Genomic DNA, 16,228 nt, shown 5'->3' with positions numbered 1-16,228 from the left:
TATTGATCCGGATCATATTTGCCATGCCCCCCTGATATGTGAGTCCCGTTATCGAGTGGTCGGGCAGGGTCAGCCAAGGGGGATAAAGGGCGCATAAGAAGCCTGAATAGTTAGTCACATTAGTGACTGCGTATATGGCATGCTGCTGCCAAAACCCGCTAATAACGAGACGGAGCAACGGGCTGTTATTTGAAATAAGTCACACTTTTGCGACAAACCCAAAGAGCCTGCCGGCTCTTCGGGAGTCGCGATGACCCCATAGCTGGCCATGGGGAGCTGAGCTGAGCGGAGCATGGCCATTCAAGTCGGCGATGCTGGCCGTCTCTCCCGTCAGGCCATGATATCCAGCTGGGAGCCTTTGCGTTTGTCTTCACCAACCATACTACCCATCTGTTGACCGAGGGGGCTCTGCTGGAATTGCAGATAGCCGGTCAGGTTCTGCTGGCGCTGGTAGCGATTTGCGCTCTGATAGATATCGCCGGTGCTCGGGGTTGCGCTGTCGCCGGTCTCTTGTCCGCTTGCTTGCAAGTAACGATCTATCGCCGCTTTATCCTGCTGGTGGGCGGTATAGGAGACGGCCATGGTTCTGCGGGCGGTTGCCTGCTCCTCGCTCTGCGCCTTCACCTCATCCTTTTTGGCCAACGCTTCATTGCGGGCTTTATTGATCTGCTCGGGTGTCACATCGGGGTAGGAGGGGTATTTGCTGTAATCGGGCAGTGACATGGGCTGGGAGGTGATCTGCATGGTGGCTCTTCTCTTCTGAACAGGAACGGCCGCATGATACGTGGCCGGTTTCGTTCAACAAAGCACCACTTGCCGCTTCATCAAGAGTAGGTTCAGCTTCGCAAATAGATTGTTAATTGAACAGCTACGGAGCAAGAAAAAAGGCGCCAAAAGGCGCCTTTCATATGGTTCAACCACAGCCTGATCAGCTAAAGAACCAGTAACCGCGATTAACCAGACGGGTCAGCAGTTGCAGGAAGCCAGCTTGATCGGCCAGTTCAACCATATCAGCCTGAGTGATGATGTCCTTGTCACACAGCAGGGAGATGGCAGCTGCATCTTCGCTCGGCAGAGTCCAGGCTTCGCCATCGATATAGCACTGCTGGCTCTCGCCGCTGAACCAGACGCTGCGCAGGCCCGGCACCTTGATGGCAGGCTCGCCCTGGGTCAGCAGGTCGGCTACCTCCTCGGCGCTGTAGTCCGGCTCGACCGGATTGACGTCCAGATCATGCTTGGCCTCGGAGATCATGGCGCCGAACCACTCCTTGAACAGGGTCTCGTCATCAAGGGCCTGTTGCATCAGCTCGCGCAGACGGTGCAGTTCATGGGACTGGATCTCGCCATGACGGGCACGGGGCTTGAGGTCCGGGTCGCTGTAACGCTCGGTACGCACCTCGTTGTCGATCAGGTGATCGGCAAAGGAGGAGATCAGCGCCTTGGCGTCCGGCGCGCGGAAACCGACCGAGAAGTTCATGGAGGGCTCGATGGCGTAGCCTTCGTGGGGGAATCCTGGCGGAATGTAGAGGATATCGCCCGGCTCCATGATGACGTCGATGATCGCCTCGAACGGCTCGCAGTGCAGCAGGGCGGCGTGGGCGGCAAATTCGTTCAGCGGCAGCGCATCGCCAACCCGCCAGTGACGCTTGCCCAGACCCTGGGTGATAAATACATCGTAGTGATCGATGTGGGGGCCGACACCCGCGTGGGGGGTGGAGAAGCTCACCATCACATCATCCAGTCGCCAGCCGGGGATGAACTGGAACGGCACCGCCAGCTCGTTTACCTCGGGGGCCCAATGGTTGCAAGCCTGTACCAGAATGGTCCAGTTCTCTTCACCCAGATGGTCGTAGGATTCGAAGGGGCCGTGGGCGGCATCCCACTTACCGTCGAAACGGGTAACGAGGCGGGACTCTACCACCTCTTCCATGGCCAGACCTGCCAGCTCGTCCGGGCTGATGGGATCCTGAAAGTCTTTGAAGCCGCCCTTGATAAGGAGTGGGCGCTTCTGCCAGTAGTGCTCAAGGAAGTGAGCGATATCCAGATTGAGTTCGTACATAGATCTTCTCGTCAAAGGGTTCGACAAAGGGTAAGAGAGGTCTTGCCAGAGGCGGCTGCCGACCTCGGGCAAGCCCTCTTGCAAACTGTGTATAGGGTGCCACATAAAATAACCGGGGCCCTGTTGCAGATCATGCACAGGGCCCCGGTCGTGTTACTTATCCGCTTATTTCAGCAGATCAACCAGACGCTGGGCGTCACCAATGTAGTTGGCCGGGGTCAGCTTCTTCAGCTCCACCTTCACGGCTTCCGGCAGTTCGAGGGTGTCGATAAAGGTACGCATCCCTTCGGCATCAACGCGGCGACCACGGGTCAGCTCTTTGAGCTTCTCGTAGGGCTTCTCGATGCCGTAGCGGCGCATCACGGTCTGGATCGGTTCGGCCAGCACTTCCCAGTTGGCGTTCAGGTCAGCGGCCATGGCATCGCTGTTGGCTTCCAGCTTGGAGATACCCTTGAGGGTCGCCTGATAGGCGATAAGCGAATAGCCCACTGCCACACCCAGGTTGCGCAGCACGGTCGAGTCGGTCAGATCACGCTGCCAGCGGGAGATAGGCAGCTTGCTGGCCAGATGCTGGAACACGGCGTTGGCCAGACCCAGATTGCCTTCGGAGTTTTCGAAGTCGATGGGGTTGACCTTGTGCGGCATGGTGGAGGAGCCAATTTCGCCCGCGATGGTGCGCTGCTTGAAGTGACCCAGCGAGATGTAACCCCACACATCGCGGTCAAAGTCGATCAGGATGGTGTTGAAGCGGGCCATGGCGTCGAACAGCTCGGCGATGTAGTCGTGCGGTTCGATCTGGGTGGTGTAGGGGTTCCAGGAAAGGCCCAAGGAGGTCACGAACTCCTCGGAGAACTGGTGCCAGTCCACGTCCGGGTAGGCGCTGATGTGGGCGTTGTAGTTGCCGACCGCACCGTTGATCTTGCCGAGGATCTCCACCGCCATGATCTGCTTGTACTGGCGCTCCAGACGGTAGGCGACGTTGGCCATCTCCTTGCCCATGGTGCTCGGGGTTGCCGGCTGGCCGTGGGTGCGGGAGAGCAGCGGCATGTCACGATACTCGTGAGCCAGACGCTTGAGCTCGCTGATCAGCTTCTCGCAATAAGGCTTGATGACCTCTTCGCGGGCGGTTTTCAGCATCAGACCGTGGGAGTTGTTGTTGATGTCTTCCGAGGTGCAGGCGAAGTGGATGAACTCGCTGACAGCCGCCAGCTCAGGGGTCACTTCGACCTGCTCTTTGAGGAAGTACTCCACCGCTTTCACATCATGGTTGGTGGTGCGCTCGATCTGTTTGATACGGGCTGCGTCACTCTCGTTGAAGTTGCTGACGATGCCATCGAGCAGGGCATTGGCGGCCGAGCTCAGGGCAGGGACTTCCGGGATCCCGGCGTGGCTGGCCAGTTTTTGCAACCAGCGCACCTCGACTTCGACGCGAAAACGCAGCAGGCCGAATTCGGAGAAGATAGGGCGCAGGGCATCGGCCTTGTCGCCATAACGACCGTCAATCGGGGAAACAGCAGTCAGCGCGGACAGCTCCATGGGGTGAACTCCTGATGATTTGTGTGGGGGATTCATATCAACTCGTGCGCTTGCCAGTGGTGTTATCAAGGTTGCTGTGCGGCAGTACACCTTGATCTCTCCCGCTGGCCCGGGCACGAGCCGATTTTTTAGTAACGTTTGGCCAGCTCCACCATCTTCTTGCGCGCGAAGATGATCTGGGTGCGGCTGCCACCGAGCTGACGCCACAGCACGCAGGCACGAATGCCTGCCAGCAGCAGGGCGCGTACCTTGTGCTGTACCAGCGGCTGCTGCAGGAACAGCGGGGTACCCGCCACCTGAATGCGCGGCCCGATGGGGCTGATGAGGTCGCTGTAGATGCTCGCCATGTTGGCCATGATCTGCTCATCCAGCAGATCGAAATGCTGTTGCTGGCGGCCAATCTGGCTGATCCGCTCACCCAGCAGGTTGAGAATGTCCTTGCGCTTGGCCAGCTTGCGCTCCAGCGCAATCAGGCTCACCACATAACGGGTCAGCTCGGCGTTCTTCTGGCTGCCGTCGGCTCCCAGCTGTTCGACCAGCGCGCGATAGCCATCGCGGATCGCCAGATGGCTGCCAAACACTTCCAGCGGTTGCTTGGGATCGGTCACCAGTACGCTCGAGAGGCTCTCGCGCAGGGAGGCTTCGTCGCAGTTGCCGTCACGGGCCACCTTCTGCACCAGAAAGGCGGCCTGGCAGATGCCGGCAAAGGCCATTGTTCTGTCTTGGAATTTATCGCTCACGTCTGCTGCCTTGTGTTAAGGATTCAAACCGGATGGCTGAAACGTTGCTCAATGATGCCACCGCCCAGGCACTCTTCCCCGTCATAGAAAACGGCGGATTGGCCCGGGGTGACCGCAGCCTGTTTCTCGTCGAAGATGACACGGATGGTCAGATCGTCGATGGGCTGGATCAGGCAGGGAATATCCTGCTGGCGGTAGCGGGTCTTGACGGTGCAGCGGCGCGGCTCGCGGATCGGAGTGCGATCCACCCAGTGCAGCTGGCTGGCAATCAGGCCGTCGGAGTAGAGGCGGGGATGCTCACCTTGCGCCACCACCAGCACATTGCGTTCGACCTCTTTGTCGACCACATACCAGGCCTCTTCGGTAGCGTCTTTGCGACCACCGATGCCGAGCCCCTTGCGTTGGCCCAGGGTGTGGTACATCAAGCCCTGGTGCTCGCCGATCACCTTGCCGTCCACGGTTTCGATGGGGCCGGGCTGGGCGGGCAGGAACTTGGCCAGGAAGTCCTTGAACTTGCGCTCACCGATAAAGCAGATACCGGTGGAGTCTTTCTTCTTGGCGGTGATGAGATCGAGCTGCTCGGCGATGCGGCGCACCTCGGGCTTTTCCAGATCACCCACCGGGAACAGGCTCTGACCCACTTGGCTTTCGCTCAAGGTGTAGAGGAAGTAGCTCTGATCCTTGTTGCTATCGAGGCCACGCAGCAGGCGTGGGTGGCCGGTGCTGTCGTCACGGCGCACATAGTGGCCGGTGGCGATGTAGGTGGCACCCAGCTCTTCGGCGGCAAATTCGAGGAACGCCTTGAACTTGATCTCCTTGTTGCACAGGATATCCGGGTTCGGCGTGCGGCCAGCCTTGTACTCTTCGAGGAAGTGCTCGAACACGTTGTCCCAGTACTCGGCTGCGAAGTTGATGGTGTGGAGTTTCATCCCCAGCTTGTCGCAGACGGCCTTGGCATCAGCCAAATCCTGGGCGGCAGAGCAGTACTCGTCCGTGTCGTCTTCTTCCCAGTTCTTCATGAACAAGCCTTCGACCTGATAACCCTGCTGCTGGAGCAAGTAGGCCGAGACGGAAGAATCCACGCCGCCGGACATGCCGACGATCACCTTGATTTGGCTGTTGTCTGTCATTAGTCGAAGTTACCAGTTCGTTTAAACGGGGCGTATTCTACCAGAGTTTTGCGCCCCCGGTCACATCTCCATGCGGTAGTTCCCATCAGGAGTCTGACAGCAGGAAATCGTTTTTCTGTTTGTCGGCACCATGATGAAGAAATGGTGCCAAACGATATCGGATAGCCTGTTCACGATCTGTCACGAGAGGCCGTCAGCAAGGTAAAGAGCAGCGCAGGAACCGGAGCGTATATACATACGTGAGGATTCCGAGCAGCACATGAGCCTTGATCACGGCCTCGCAGTAAGATCGTGGACAGGTTCTCAAATAAAGGCCTTGAGCGCCGACAGCGGCAGGCGGGTGCCCGCCAGATAGTCCTGAATGCACTGCCATACCAGCGGGCTGCGCAGGGCAGGTTTACACTCGGCGATCTCCTCCAGGGTGAGCCAGTGGCAAGCCAGCACATCGCCATCAGGATCCTCTGGATGGTGCTGACCGGGCGCTTTTTCAAGGTCGAAGATCAAGGCAGTCCGGACAAAGGTGGCCTCGCTGTCAGCCGGTTTGAACAGATAGGTGCCAAGCCAGGCGGTCGGCGTGGCGGTGAGCCCCGTCTCCTCTTTCAGTTCGCGGCAGGCCGCTTCAAGCAGGTTTTCCCCTGGCTCCACATGGCCTGCGGGCTGGTTGAAGCGGCGCTGACCCTTTATCTCCTCTTCCACCACCAGAAAGCGGCCCTGCCACTGCACCACGGCGGCGACCGTCAGGCGCGCCTCCATGGGGGCATGGCTGCTGGTCGATTGCTCTGCCTGATTGCTCATCATGACTCCTTGTCGTTGCTATTGGGATTGCCCGCGCGGGCGGGTCTGCGCATTGTGTTGCGACTGCCACCGCGCCCGCTGCTGCGGGGTTTGCCGTCAGTCGGGCTCTCGGTCGAGCTTGCAGTCGAGCTTGCAGTTGAATGAGTGCTGCGGGGACGATCTTCACGTTTCGGCTGGCTTACCCGCCGTGGCGCCTCTCCTGCCGGTTTGGCATTTCCGCCTGAGCGGGATGAGGGCGGACGCCGGCGGCTGGCCGACGCTGGTGCCAGCTCGGGGGCGGGCAGGCTGCGGCTCTCACCGGGGGCCAGACCATCGAGGGTCCAGTCGCCGATGGCGTAGCGAATAAGGCGCAAGGTGGGGTGGCCGATATGGGCGGTCATCCGCCGCACCTGCCGGTTGCGCCCCTCGATAATTTTGATCTCCAGCCAGCGGGTGGGGATCTCCTTGCGCTCGCGAATGGGCGGATTGCGCGGCCACACGGCAGGTTCATCCATAATGCGCGCCCCGGCGGGCAGGGTCATACCGTCATTGAGCTCCACTCCGGCGCGCAGGGCGGCCAGTTTATCTTCGCTGGGGATGCCTTCCACCTGTACCCAGTAGGTCTTGGGGGTCTTCTCCCCCGGCTGGGTGAGGCGTGCCTGCAGCTTGCCGTCGTTGGTGAGCAGCAGCAATCCCTCGCTGTCGCGGTCAAGCCGGCCAGCGGCATAGATGCCGGGCTCGGTGATGTAATCCTTGAGAGTCTCCCGGCCCGCCTCGTCGGTAAACTGGCACAGCACCATGTAGGGCTTGTTCAGCAGCAGCAACTTGCGATCTGCCGCTGCCAGCTCAGGTTTGCGGGGGGCGGCTGGGCGCGCCATTGTGGTGGTGCGCGCGGCGCCATCACGGGGCGGACGGTTAGGGAGAGAGAGACGGGAACGGGGAGATTTCATCGGATACACACTTCAGACTGTCGATGGCAGCGAGTGTATCACAGGGGGCTGACGGCGGGATGAATGGCAGAGGCCGCGGTGAGACCAAGATCGCAGACCGGCTCTTCAGTTGGCAACAGCTCAGTTGGCAACAAGGGGCAAACCGGCTTAGCTCAGCAAGCTCTCAATCACGATAGCCTGACGGGCGGGGGCCGAGCCTGCCTGCAGCAGGGCGTGGCTGACCACATCATCGATCATCGCCTGCGCCAGTCGGGTGAGGGGCCGCAGGGTCTCCCGTCCGCAGCCGACCGGTACTGCCAGCAAAATGATGGTCTGCACCGGCCCAATCCGGGAGCCCCACTCGATGGGGTCTGCACAGTTGAGCAGACTCAGCGCCGGTTGGCTTATCCCTTCGCACAGTACATGGGGCATGGCAAGGCCCGGGCGGATAATGGTGGCGGAGACCTGCTCGCGCCGCTCCACCGCTGCGGTCAGTTTGGTGCGGTCGGTGACCAGCTCGGCGGGCAGCAGATCGATCAGATGTTCGAGGGCCTCGGCCTTGGTCAGCGGTTCGGGGCTGTGGGCCAGCTGGCGCAGGGCAAAATGGTAGTCGGGCAGGGCGCTCGCCAACCGTAATTCGGCCAGTGCGGCGGTCAGCGGGCGCACCAGCGGTTGGCCCAGTTCGCCGCACCAGCAGGTAAACGCCATGTGGGCCAGCTCGGCATCACACCCTTCTATCTGCAATTGGCAGAGGTCGCCGGGTTGGGTGGCGAGGGTCAGCAGAGATAGCTGGTTGCTGGCGATGACAGTCTGGCGCCGGGTGAGGTTGGCGCAACAGATGGAGGATTTGAACATCCCCGCCAGCCGGTTCAACTGTTTGGCCTGGGTGATGCTCATTCCCTGCTGGCAGTAGAAGGTGATCTCGCGGGTCAGCATCAGGCCGGGATCGGCAATCCCTTGAGTACGCCCATGGCATCCAGCAGCACTGTCTCCAGGGTCACTTGATGGATGGCGCAGCCGAGAAAGCGATCTTTCTGCTCAATCTCGATATCGGAGGCAATCAGCACCAGATCGGCGCTGGCAATATCGCGGGCGGTCAGCATGTTCTCCATGCCCATGGCACCTTGAGTTTCGACCTTGATCTTGAGCCCCAGGGTGGTGGCAGCTTTTTGCAGGGCATCGGCAGCCATATAGGTATGGGCAATACCGGTCGGGCAAGCGGTGATGGCAACGATCTTCATCAGATATCTGTGATGCAGGCAAGTGGGAGCAACAAGATAGCGCTGGCGGGCTGGCTTTACCAAATGTCCATACAAAAAGTGAGATCTTGATGGGGATATGCCTGCCCCTTGAGCGGCAGCGCGGGCTGATATCGGGCCCGTCGGGTGTCTGGCCTTGCCAAACAACAAGGGCCACCGGTGTGGGTGGCCCTGAGCAATTAGCGACAATCTAAAGGGGATCAGGCGGTCTGGGCGGCCAGCGCTGCGGCTTTCAGCTCGCGCTTGATGCGGCGGATCTTGCGCTCTTCGGCCACAGCCACACAGGCCATCAGCACCAGACAGGCGGCAGCAGCCATGTCGAGGGCGGCGAAGGTGCCTGCCCAACCGGTCAGACCGAAGATGGGGGTGCCATCGGCAATCATGCCCAGACCCAGTTTGGCGAAGCTGTCACCGATCAGATAAGCAAAGGTGCCCTTGACGCCATCGGCTACGCTGATGCCCTGCTTGGGGACGAAGCCCACGGCGGCGACGCCGATCAGCAGTTGTGGGCCAAACACCAGGAAGCCCAGCAAGAACAGCGAACCCAGGAACATGAACGGGGTAGTGGCATGCTGATAGAGACCCAGGGTGGCGATGATCAGCGCCAGGGCGACGCAAGCGACCAGACCACGGCGGCCATTGGCCAGATCGGAGAGGTAACCCCACATCAGGGTGCCGACCAGTGCGCCCACTTCAAAGAAGGTAAAGCCCTGAATCGCCACCTCTTTGGAGAAGCCCAGCTCCTGGTGAGCGTAGACGGTGGACCACTGGTCGATACCGATGCGCACCACGTAGAGGAAGATGTTGGCAAAGCAGAGCAGCCAGATCACCTTGTTCAGCAGCACGTACTTGACGAAGATCTGACCCTTGGTCAGCTGCTGCTCTTCGGTGGCGATATCTTCTTCGCTCGCCACTTCGTCAAACAGCTCTTCCACCTTGCCCAGACCGTAGGCTTCCGGTGAATCGCTACCAAAACGCAGGCCGATAAAGCCGACGATCAGCGCGATGATGGACGGGAAGATAAACATGCCGAGCACATTGCCATCAAACAGGTAGTTGGCACCGAACAGCGCCACACCGGCCGCACCGGCACCGCCGACGTTGTGGGAGAGGTTCCACATGCCGAGGTAAGTGCCGCGCTTGTTGCGAGGGGTCCACTTGGTGATAGTGGAGTAGCTGCAAGAGCCACCGCAGCTCTGGAAGAAACCGCTGGCTGCGTAGAAGAAGATCATCAGGTAGAGGCTAAAACCTGTGCCACCCATGCTGGCACTGAAGCCCAGCATGCAGAGGGCGGAGAGGATCAGCATCAGCGGCAGGAACTGCTTGGTGTTCTTGCCATCGGCGTAGTAGGAGACGACTGTCTTGCCCACCCCGTAGGTGATGGAGAAACCAAGGCCGATCATGCCAAGCTCGGTCATCGACAGACCGTACTCCTGGATCATGTCATTTTGCGCAATGTTGAAGTTCTTGCGGATCAGATACATGGTCAGATAGCCAATAAATACAACCAGATAGGATTGCATAAACGGCTTGAACCAGAGCTTGCGCCGGGCTTCGACCGGCAGGTCGAGGGTCGGAACCCGGACCTGTTGGAGCAATTTCAACATCTTCGTTCATCCTCTGCGAGATAGACGGTATTTCCGCCGCGCCCCTCATTTGTAGATAAATTGTTCGAGGTCACGCCACGGAAGGGGGAACGGAAAGTCAGGGGCTGCCAGCGGTTGCTGCGCTCGACTCTCCATCCATATAAACCCGGGCCCGGCACAGGATGACGGGGCTGGTTGCCCATCGTGGTGCGGGTCACGACATCAGGTGGGGTGACTCTAATCAGAGGGGCAGAAAATGGCTTGAGAGCCATCCCTAGTGGCACTAGGAAATTTTCCTAGTTTTTGCGCTTTCGCGGAAAAAGCGTGAGAAACATCACACAGTGAACGCCAAATTGCGGCCATCTCAGCCAGTTTGCCGCGCCGTGCGAGCCCTTGGTTACAAGAGGTGAGGGAGCGCGGCAAGGAGAGGAGGACGAAGCGAGAAGTGAGAAGTGAGAAGAGAGAAGTGAGGAGAAAAGCGAGGTAGGCGGGGCTTATCGACCCCTGTTTCGTGGAGGGGCGCCGGGGAAAATGGCCCGCCAGCCGCCGTGAAAAACCAAGAGGCCACCCCGTGGGGTGGCCTCCTTTTATGCGTTACGAGCCGCGATGGCGAGGGGGACTCAGGCCGCCTTGGCCAGGGTCACCTCGTCACTCTTTTTGACCCGCAGTTTTTTCAGGGCGACCGCCACCACGCCGGTGACGATGGCACCGCAGACCATGCAGAGCAGCGCCAGCAGCGGCTTGTTGACCGCACCCAGCAGGGCCACGATGGGGCCACCGTGGGCGACGCTGTTGGTGATGCCGAACAGGAAGGCCATCACAGCGGCGGTCATGCTGCCCAGCACGTTGGCCGGGATAACGGCCAGCGGATCACGGGCGGCGAACGGAATCGCCCCTTCGGAGATCCCCACCAGGCCCATGGCACCGGCAGCTTTGCCCGCTTCGATTTCAGAGGCATCGAAGATACCCAGCTTGCGACCGAGCACGGTAGCCAGCGACATGCCGAGCGGCGCGGCCGGGATGGCGCAAGCCATGGCACCCATAAACTGGGTCTGACCGGAGGCAATCATGCCGACCGAGAACAGGAAGGCCACCTTGTTGACCGGGCCACCCATATCAAAGCCAGCCATACCACCGAGTACGATACCCAGCAGCACCAGACTGCCGCCGCTCATGGAGAGCAGCATGGCGTTGAGGCCAGTCATCATGTCGGCAATCGGGGCGCCGATGATGAAGATGAAGACCGCAGCGATAAACAGGGAACCGACGATGGGGGCGATCAGGATCGGCACCAGCGGCTGCACCATCTTGTGGTAGTGACGGGTGGCAATCCAGCGCACCAGATAGCCGACCAGCAGGCCCGCGATGATGGCACCGATAAAGCCGGTTCCGGCATCCGCGCCGTAGAAGCTGCCGTTGTTGGCGATCCAGCCGCCGATAAAGCCCGGCGCCAGCGCCGGACGGTCACCGATGGCGTAGGCGATATAGCCTGCCAGAATAGGGATCATCAGGGTAAAGGCAGCCACGCCCACGTTGAGGATCTGGTTCCACATGCTCCCTTCCGGGATCTGCATGCCACTCGGGGTCGGGTTGCCGCCGATGGCCAGTGCCAGCGCAATCAACAGACCGCCGGTCACCACGAACGGGATCATGTGCGATACACCGTTCATCAGGTAGCGATAGAGATCGGAACTGCCGCCGGTGCTCTTCTCTTCACCCTTTTTATCTTCTTTGCCAGCCACATAGGCCGGGGCTTTCAGAGCTTGCTCAATCAGACCCTTGCCATCCTTGATGGGGGCTTTGACGCCGGTCTTGATCAGTGGCTTGCCAGCGAAGCGGGCCATCTCCACCTGCTTGTCACAGGCGACCACGATGGCGCTGGCACGGGCAATCTCGTCCGCAGTCGGGCTGTTTTTGACGCCGATGGAGCCGTTGGTCTCCACCTTCACCTCATAACCCAGCTCGCGGGCGGCGCGCTCCAGCGATTCGGCCGCCAGATAGGTGTGGGCGATACCAGCCGGGCAGCCAGTGACACCGATGATGAAGCCTTTGCTGGTGGTCGGGGCAGCGCTCTGCTCCTCTTTCTTGGCCAGCAGCAGCGCCAGCGCATCGGCGGGGGTTTTGGCCGCCAGCAGCTTGGCGATAAAGCCCTCTTCGATCAGCTTGCCGGAGAGCTCGGCCAGCACCTCGATATGGTGATTGGCGCCACCATCGGGGGAGGCAATCATGAAAAAGAGGTGGGACGGCTTGCCATCTTCGGCGCCGTACTCGATGCCGTTGCGGCTGATGCCGATGGCGACCGCCGGGTTGCTCACCGCCGCGCTCTTGGCGTGGGGCAGGGCCACACCCTCTTCAAAGCCGGTGTTACCCAGCTCTTCGCGGGCCCACAGATCCTTGATAAAGGCCTGCTCGTCGCTGACCCTGCCTTGCGATGCCAGCAGGCGGGCCATCTCGGTGAAGACCTCTTCTTTTCGCGTCGCTTTCAAATCGAGGTTGATCAGATGTTCATTGATCAAGGTGGTGATCATGGCGCTCTCCCCGCTTCCGGTGACGGAAGCTATGCGTGAGTACGTATCGACGTACTGGATAAAAATGACCTGACTATTATCGCGGTTCGTCCGCCCCCTCCCTATCGGACAAATGTGCCAATCACTGGATTTTTGTGCGCAGCAAAACACGGCGTGATGCAGATCCCGTTTTTCGGCAGGACTCGCTATTTTCAGTGGGTAGTTATTTTTCTATTTAAAAACAATAAATTGATGCTGTTCCTGGCATGTCTGGAGGTTTGTTGTGGGTAATATCAATAAATTAATCCCTACCTGGTGATGGATTTATATGTGGTGAACCAGAGTGAAGTAGTGTGATCTTTATCACGCTAACCCCTGATTTTTTCGACGTGACTAGGATTTTTATGCGCCTGATGGCATGGGGAGGGAGGTAAGCGCTATCTATCAGATTTTTCGTCTAAAATCGGTACAGACGTAACGTAACTGCAGGTATCTACCGGGAGCTGGGCTGATGTTTAACTTTAAAATCAAAGCAGAATTACTCGCATGTCAAACGCAGTTGGCCCAGGCCCACGCCTTTATTGATGCCGTCAAAAAGGGGGTGGCAACCATCAGTTTTACCCCGCAAGGGGTTATCCTCGAGGCTAATCCGCTGTTTTTAAGTGTGGTGGGTTATAGCGAGCAGGAGGTGGTTGGCAAACACCACCGGATGTTTTGTGACGCTCACTATGCACAGTCGGCCTCTTACTCGCAGTTTTGGCAGCAGTTGGACCATGGCGAGACTCACAGCGGTATTTATCAGCGTTTTGATAAGCAGGGGCGAGAGTTGTGGTTAGAGGCGACCTACTTCCCGGTCAAGGTTGAGGGCAAGGTGATAAAAGTGGTCAAGATCGCCGCCGATATCACCGAGAGTTACATCCAGCTCAGCCGTCAGAAAGCCATCGCCTCAGCCCTCGACCGTTCGCTGGCCATTATCGAATTCACCCCCAAAGGCGACATCATCACGGCCAATCAGAATTTTCTCTCCTGCGTTGGTTACTCGTTATCACAACTCAAGGGGCAGCATCACAAGCTGTTTTGTGACGACAGCTTTTATCGGGAACAGCCCCATTTTTGGGAGGATTTGGCCCATGGCCAGCTCAAGTCCGGTCTTTTTTTACGCCGGGACAGTCATGGTAACGAGCTCTGGCTGGAGGCAACCTATAACCCCATCAAGGATGAGTCGGGCAAGGTGATCAAGGTGGTCAAGTTTGCCAGTGATGTGACGGAACGGATCAAACGGGCCCAGGCGGTCAGTGAAGCGGCCCGTATCGCTCACACTATTTCTAAAGAGACCACCCAGGCAGCATCGACCGGTGCTGATCTGCTCAATGCCTCGGTCGCTCTCTCGAGTGCGATTTCGGAGCAGGTAAGCAAAACCTCAGATTTGATTGGGCAGTTAAATGAGCAGTCAAAAAGCATAGAGGCGATCGTTTCCACCATTAGCAGCATTGCGGAGCAGACCAACTTGTTGGCACTGAATGCGGCCATTGAAGCCGCGCGGGCCGGAGATCAGGGCCGTGGTTTTGCGGTGGTGGCCGACGAAGTACGGCAACTGGCGGCTCGCACCTCGCTCTCTACCGGCGAGATTGCCGCAGTGGTGCAGAAAAACCGCGAGTTGACCGCCCATATCACCAGCAATATCGATGAAGTTGCCAGTAGAGCATTGCGTGGCAAGGAGCAGATTAGCGAGGTGAGCAGTGTGATGGCCCAGATTGAGCAGGGGGCCATCAGTGTCACCGAAACCGTATCCAACTTGGCCATAGATTCTTGAGTGGTATTGGTTGTTGAGTAAAGGCACCGTTTGGATTATTACGCCATCGGTGCTTATTTATTGTGCACTTGGTATGTGAATCTGAACCCCTCCTGTATCGTCCCTCCATTGTGAATTGTTCTGGTTTGACCTCTTGATTAGGCTTGCCGCCTCATTAATTTTGGAGCAGGAACAGAACAAGATGGCATTACAACAGAAAGGGCGGGCAATGGCCCTGCTGGTTATGGTCGCGAGCATGGGTCTGGGCGGCTGTATGGGGCAGATGGGGCTTTCTGGCATGGTCACCAAGGGCAACCTGAGCGTGGTGGATAACCGCTACGGCCGTGCCGGGGTCTTCGTGTTGCTCGCCCCTGTCTATGGTCTGGCGGCCACCGGCGATCTGTTCGTATTCAATACCATCGAATTCTGGACTGGCAAAAACGTCATCACTGGCAAGTCGCCAGCGCTGGTCGACATGCGTGCCAACTCGGTGATCAAGGTGAATCAGCATCTGGACCCGGCGCTTAAAAAGGTGCCGTTGGCCATGCTGCCGCAGGGTGTGCGCGAAGTAGAAATCAGCTACCCCAACGCACAGAGCGCCGAAATGAAGCTGCATTATCTGGATGGCAGCATCGGCATGATGCGCGGCGAGAAGCGTGGTGAGATGCTGGATATCTATTTCGATGGTCAGCTGGTCTCTACCATGACCCAGGATCAACTTGAGCAGATCCGCACCGCCGCGTAAACGGCTGCGATCCTCAGGTTGGTACTCAAAACGCCCCGCAACTGCGGGGCGTTTTGCATTGGTTTTAGTCCGGTTGCTTGCGATGGGGCGGGGTGAGGATCAGCCCCAGCAGGCGGCGCAGGTGGGTGAGCTGCTCGGTCAGCTGGACGTTGAGCCAGAGGTAGCCATTGATGGCCGCCTCGGTGTTGGGCGGCAGGGTAACCTGAGTCGCCACCTCTTGCAGGCGGGCGATGGCGGCATCCGCCCCGCGCCCGTCGCCGGTTTGCATCATCAGGGCGAGCTGGCTTATCACCTCCTCGGTGGCCTGATGGCAAGTGTGCAGCTCGCGGGTGCTCTGCATCAGGAAGTGACTCTGGCGATCGTTCCAGTAAGTGTTGGCCAACATCTCCAGGGTGCAGAGGGTGTTGCGCATGGTGACCTGCACCGCATCAAACAGCGAGATACTGTGGCGAGTCTCCTTGGCTGCCGGGGCCAGCAGGGCCCGCAGTTTGCCGGTCTGGGCCAGCAGTTGGGAGAGATTGTGTTTGAGCCGCGGCCGCTCCAGCACATTGGGGGAGAGGTGGGTGTGATAGAGCCGGCCCGACTGTTGCAGGATCTGGTGCAGTTGCAGCCGCCAGTGGCTGTAGGCCCGCTGGGGATAGATGCTGCAAAAGAGTAGCGCCAGCAGGGAGCCGAGGATCACATCAGCACTGCGCCACAGCGCCATCTTGATGTCCCCCGGCATGGCTCCCATGGTGATGCCAAGGGTGATACCGATCAGCAGCCCCACATAAGGGCGCTTGCCGAGTGCCAGATAGCCGCAGAGGAACATGATGCAACCGCACCAGATCAGGGTGAGCGGCATGGAGTAGATCTCGAGATAAAGCGCTACCACCCCGCAACCGGCGCCGAAGATGGTGCCCACCACCCGCTGCAGGGCGCGGGAGAGCACATTGCCCCAAAACGAGATGGGCCCCATCACCACCACTAATGTGATCAGCGGCCAGGTGCTTTCCGGCAGTTGCAGTTCCCGGGTCAGCAAGAATGTGAGCATAAAGGCGAGCGCAATGCGCAGGCCATGGACGATCCGGTAGTGGCCATAGACCAGCAGATCGAGTCGGGAGAGAGGGGCATCAAGACGCACAGTTTGCCTCGTATCAGGTTGCCGATCAGGTGTGTGACGGGGCGTAGT

General features: G+C 59.1%; 14 protein-coding genes. 2 read left to right on the top strand and 12 right to left on the bottom strand.

Features of this window, described 5'->3' with window-relative positions; translation table 11 throughout:
• Positions 1 to 330: 330 nt before the first annotated feature.
• The 11 genes from ACY8FN_RS18580 to ACY8FN_RS18530 form a co-directional block, all read right to left on the bottom strand.
• The gene (locus ACY8FN_RS18580) at positions 331 to 744 is read right to left on the bottom strand and encodes a hypothetical protein (protein WP_463100860.1); all 414 of its coding nucleotides are present in this window, start codon (positions 742 to 744) and stop codon (positions 331 to 333) included.
• A gap of 184 nt (positions 745 to 928) precedes the next feature.
• Positions 929 to 2,059, bottom strand: coding sequence for a ribosomal protein uL16 3-hydroxylase (locus ACY8FN_RS18575; protein ID WP_042020215.1), 1,131 nt, complete (start codon positions 2,057 to 2,059; stop codon positions 929 to 931).
• A gap of 165 nt (positions 2,060 to 2,224) precedes the next feature.
• Complete coding sequence (purB, locus tag ACY8FN_RS18570; RefSeq protein ID WP_463100859.1) at positions 2,225 to 3,595, bottom strand: adenylosuccinate lyase; 1,371 nt, start codon at positions 3,593 to 3,595, stop codon at positions 2,225 to 2,227.
• A gap of 128 nt (positions 3,596 to 3,723) precedes the next feature.
• Positions 3,724 to 4,335 (bottom strand): high frequency lysogenization protein HflD, encoded by a 612-nt coding sequence (gene hflD, locus ACY8FN_RS18565; protein ID WP_042020217.1) that lies wholly within the window; start codon positions 4,333 to 4,335, stop codon positions 3,724 to 3,726.
• Between the two features lie 23 nt (positions 4,336 to 4,358).
• Positions 4,359 to 5,465 (bottom strand): tRNA 2-thiouridine(34) synthase MnmA, encoded by a 1,107-nt coding sequence (gene mnmA / locus ACY8FN_RS18560; RefSeq protein WP_101323974.1) that lies wholly within the window; start codon positions 5,463 to 5,465, stop codon positions 4,359 to 4,361.
• A 303-nt stretch (positions 5,466 to 5,768) separates the two neighbouring features.
• The gene (locus tag ACY8FN_RS18555) at positions 5,769 to 6,260 is read right to left on the bottom strand and encodes an NUDIX hydrolase (protein WP_198559628.1); all 492 of its coding nucleotides are present in this window, start codon (positions 6,258 to 6,260) and stop codon (positions 5,769 to 5,771) included.
• Positions 6,260 to 7,189, bottom strand: coding sequence for a 23S rRNA pseudouridine(2457) synthase RluE (gene rluE / locus ACY8FN_RS18550; RefSeq protein ID WP_463100858.1), 930 nt, complete (start codon positions 7,187 to 7,189; stop codon positions 6,260 to 6,262). The genes ACY8FN_RS18555 and rluE overlap by 1 nt, the downstream gene beginning before the upstream one ends.
• 147 nt (positions 7,190 to 7,336) lie before the next feature.
• Positions 7,337 to 8,104: a PTS sugar transporter subunit IIA gene (locus ACY8FN_RS18545; protein WP_463100857.1), complete on the bottom strand. Its 768-nt coding sequence runs from the start codon at positions 8,102 to 8,104 to the stop codon at positions 7,337 to 7,339.
• On the bottom strand, positions 8,104 to 8,409 hold the full coding sequence (locus tag ACY8FN_RS18540) for a PTS fructose transporter subunit IIB (RefSeq protein ID WP_042020223.1): 306 nt from the start codon (positions 8,407 to 8,409) through the stop codon (positions 8,104 to 8,106). The genes ACY8FN_RS18545 and ACY8FN_RS18540 overlap by 1 nt, the downstream gene beginning before the upstream one ends.
• 218 nt (positions 8,410 to 8,627) lie before the next feature.
• Positions 8,628 to 10,034 (bottom strand): hexose-6-phosphate:phosphate antiporter, encoded by a 1,407-nt coding sequence (uhpT, locus tag ACY8FN_RS18535; protein ID WP_101319256.1) that lies wholly within the window; start codon positions 10,032 to 10,034, stop codon positions 8,628 to 8,630.
• Positions 10,035 to 10,633: 599 nt separating this feature from the next.
• Positions 10,634 to 12,541: a PTS fructose transporter subunit IIABC gene (locus ACY8FN_RS18530; protein ID WP_463100856.1), complete on the bottom strand. Its 1,908-nt coding sequence runs from the start codon at positions 12,539 to 12,541 to the stop codon at positions 10,634 to 10,636.
• Positions 12,542 to 13,031: 490 nt separating this feature from the next.
• Here ACY8FN_RS18530 and ACY8FN_RS18525 point away from each other — a divergent pair, with 490 nt between their 5' ends.
• The gene (locus ACY8FN_RS18525; protein WP_101319259.1) at positions 13,032 to 14,333 is read left to right on the top strand and encodes a methyl-accepting chemotaxis protein; all 1,302 of its coding nucleotides are present in this window, start codon (positions 13,032 to 13,034) and stop codon (positions 14,331 to 14,333) included.
• Positions 14,334 to 14,514: 181 nt separating this feature from the next.
• Entirely contained in the window at positions 14,515 to 15,057 is a 543-nt protein-coding gene (locus tag ACY8FN_RS18520; protein ID WP_042020227.1) for a DUF3332 domain-containing protein, read from the top strand.
• A gap of 64 nt (positions 15,058 to 15,121) precedes the next feature.
• Here ACY8FN_RS18520 and ACY8FN_RS18515 read toward each other — a convergent pair whose 3' ends face one another.
• Positions 15,122 to 16,180, bottom strand: a complete 1,059-nt coding sequence (locus ACY8FN_RS18515; protein WP_101319264.1) for an FUSC family protein — start codon at positions 16,178 to 16,180, stop codon at positions 15,122 to 15,124.
• Between the last annotated feature and the right edge of the window lie 48 nt (positions 16,181 to 16,228).

The sequence above is a fragment of the Aeromonas sp. 160P genome, assembly GCF_055193095.1.
Note: the sequence above shows the minus strand (reverse complement) of the source record. Positions and strands in the feature narration are given on the sequence as shown.

What these genes read in the sequence shown, in the direction of transcription:
- ACY8FN_RS18580 (WP_463100860.1), bottom strand. Translation starts at nt 744, where the DNA reads ATGCAGATCACCTCCCAGCCCATGTCACTGCCCGATTACAGCAAATAC.
- ACY8FN_RS18575 (WP_042020215.1), bottom strand. Translation starts at nt 2,059, where the DNA reads ATGTACGAACTCAATCTGGATATCGCTCACTTCCTTGAGCACTACTGG.
- purB (WP_463100859.1), bottom strand. Translation starts at nt 3,595, where the DNA reads ATGGAGCTGTCCGCGCTGACTGCTGTTTCCCCGATTGACGGTCGTTAT.
- mnmA (WP_101323974.1), bottom strand. Translation starts at nt 5,465, where the DNA reads ATGACAGACAACAGCCAAATCAAGGTGATCGTCGGCATGTCCGGCGGC.
- ACY8FN_RS18555 (WP_198559628.1), bottom strand. Translation starts at nt 6,260, where the DNA reads ATGAGCAATCAGGCAGAGCAATCGACCAGCAGCCATGCCCCCATGGAG.
- rluE (WP_463100858.1), bottom strand. Translation starts at nt 7,189, where the DNA reads ATGAAATCTCCCCGTTCCCGTCTCTCTCTCCCTAACCGTCCGCCCCGT.
- ACY8FN_RS18545 (WP_463100857.1), bottom strand. Translation starts at nt 8,104, where the DNA reads ATGCTGACCCGCGAGATCACCTTCTACTGCCAGCAGGGAATGAGCATC.
- ACY8FN_RS18540 (WP_042020223.1), bottom strand. Translation starts at nt 8,409, where the DNA reads ATGAAGATCGTTGCCATCACCGCTTGCCCGACCGGTATTGCCCATACC.
- uhpT (WP_101319256.1), bottom strand. Translation starts at nt 10,034, where the DNA reads ATGTTGAAATTGCTCCAACAGGTCCGGGTTCCGACCCTCGACCTGCCG.
- ACY8FN_RS18530 (WP_463100856.1), bottom strand. Translation starts at nt 12,541, where the DNA reads ATGATCACCACCTTGATCAATGAACATCTGATCAACCTCGATTTGAAA.
- ACY8FN_RS18525 (WP_101319259.1), top strand. Translation starts at nt 13,032, where the DNA reads ATGTTTAACTTTAAAATCAAAGCAGAATTACTCGCATGTCAAACGCAG.
- ACY8FN_RS18520 (WP_042020227.1), top strand. Translation starts at nt 14,515, where the DNA reads ATGGCATTACAACAGAAAGGGCGGGCAATGGCCCTGCTGGTTATGGTC.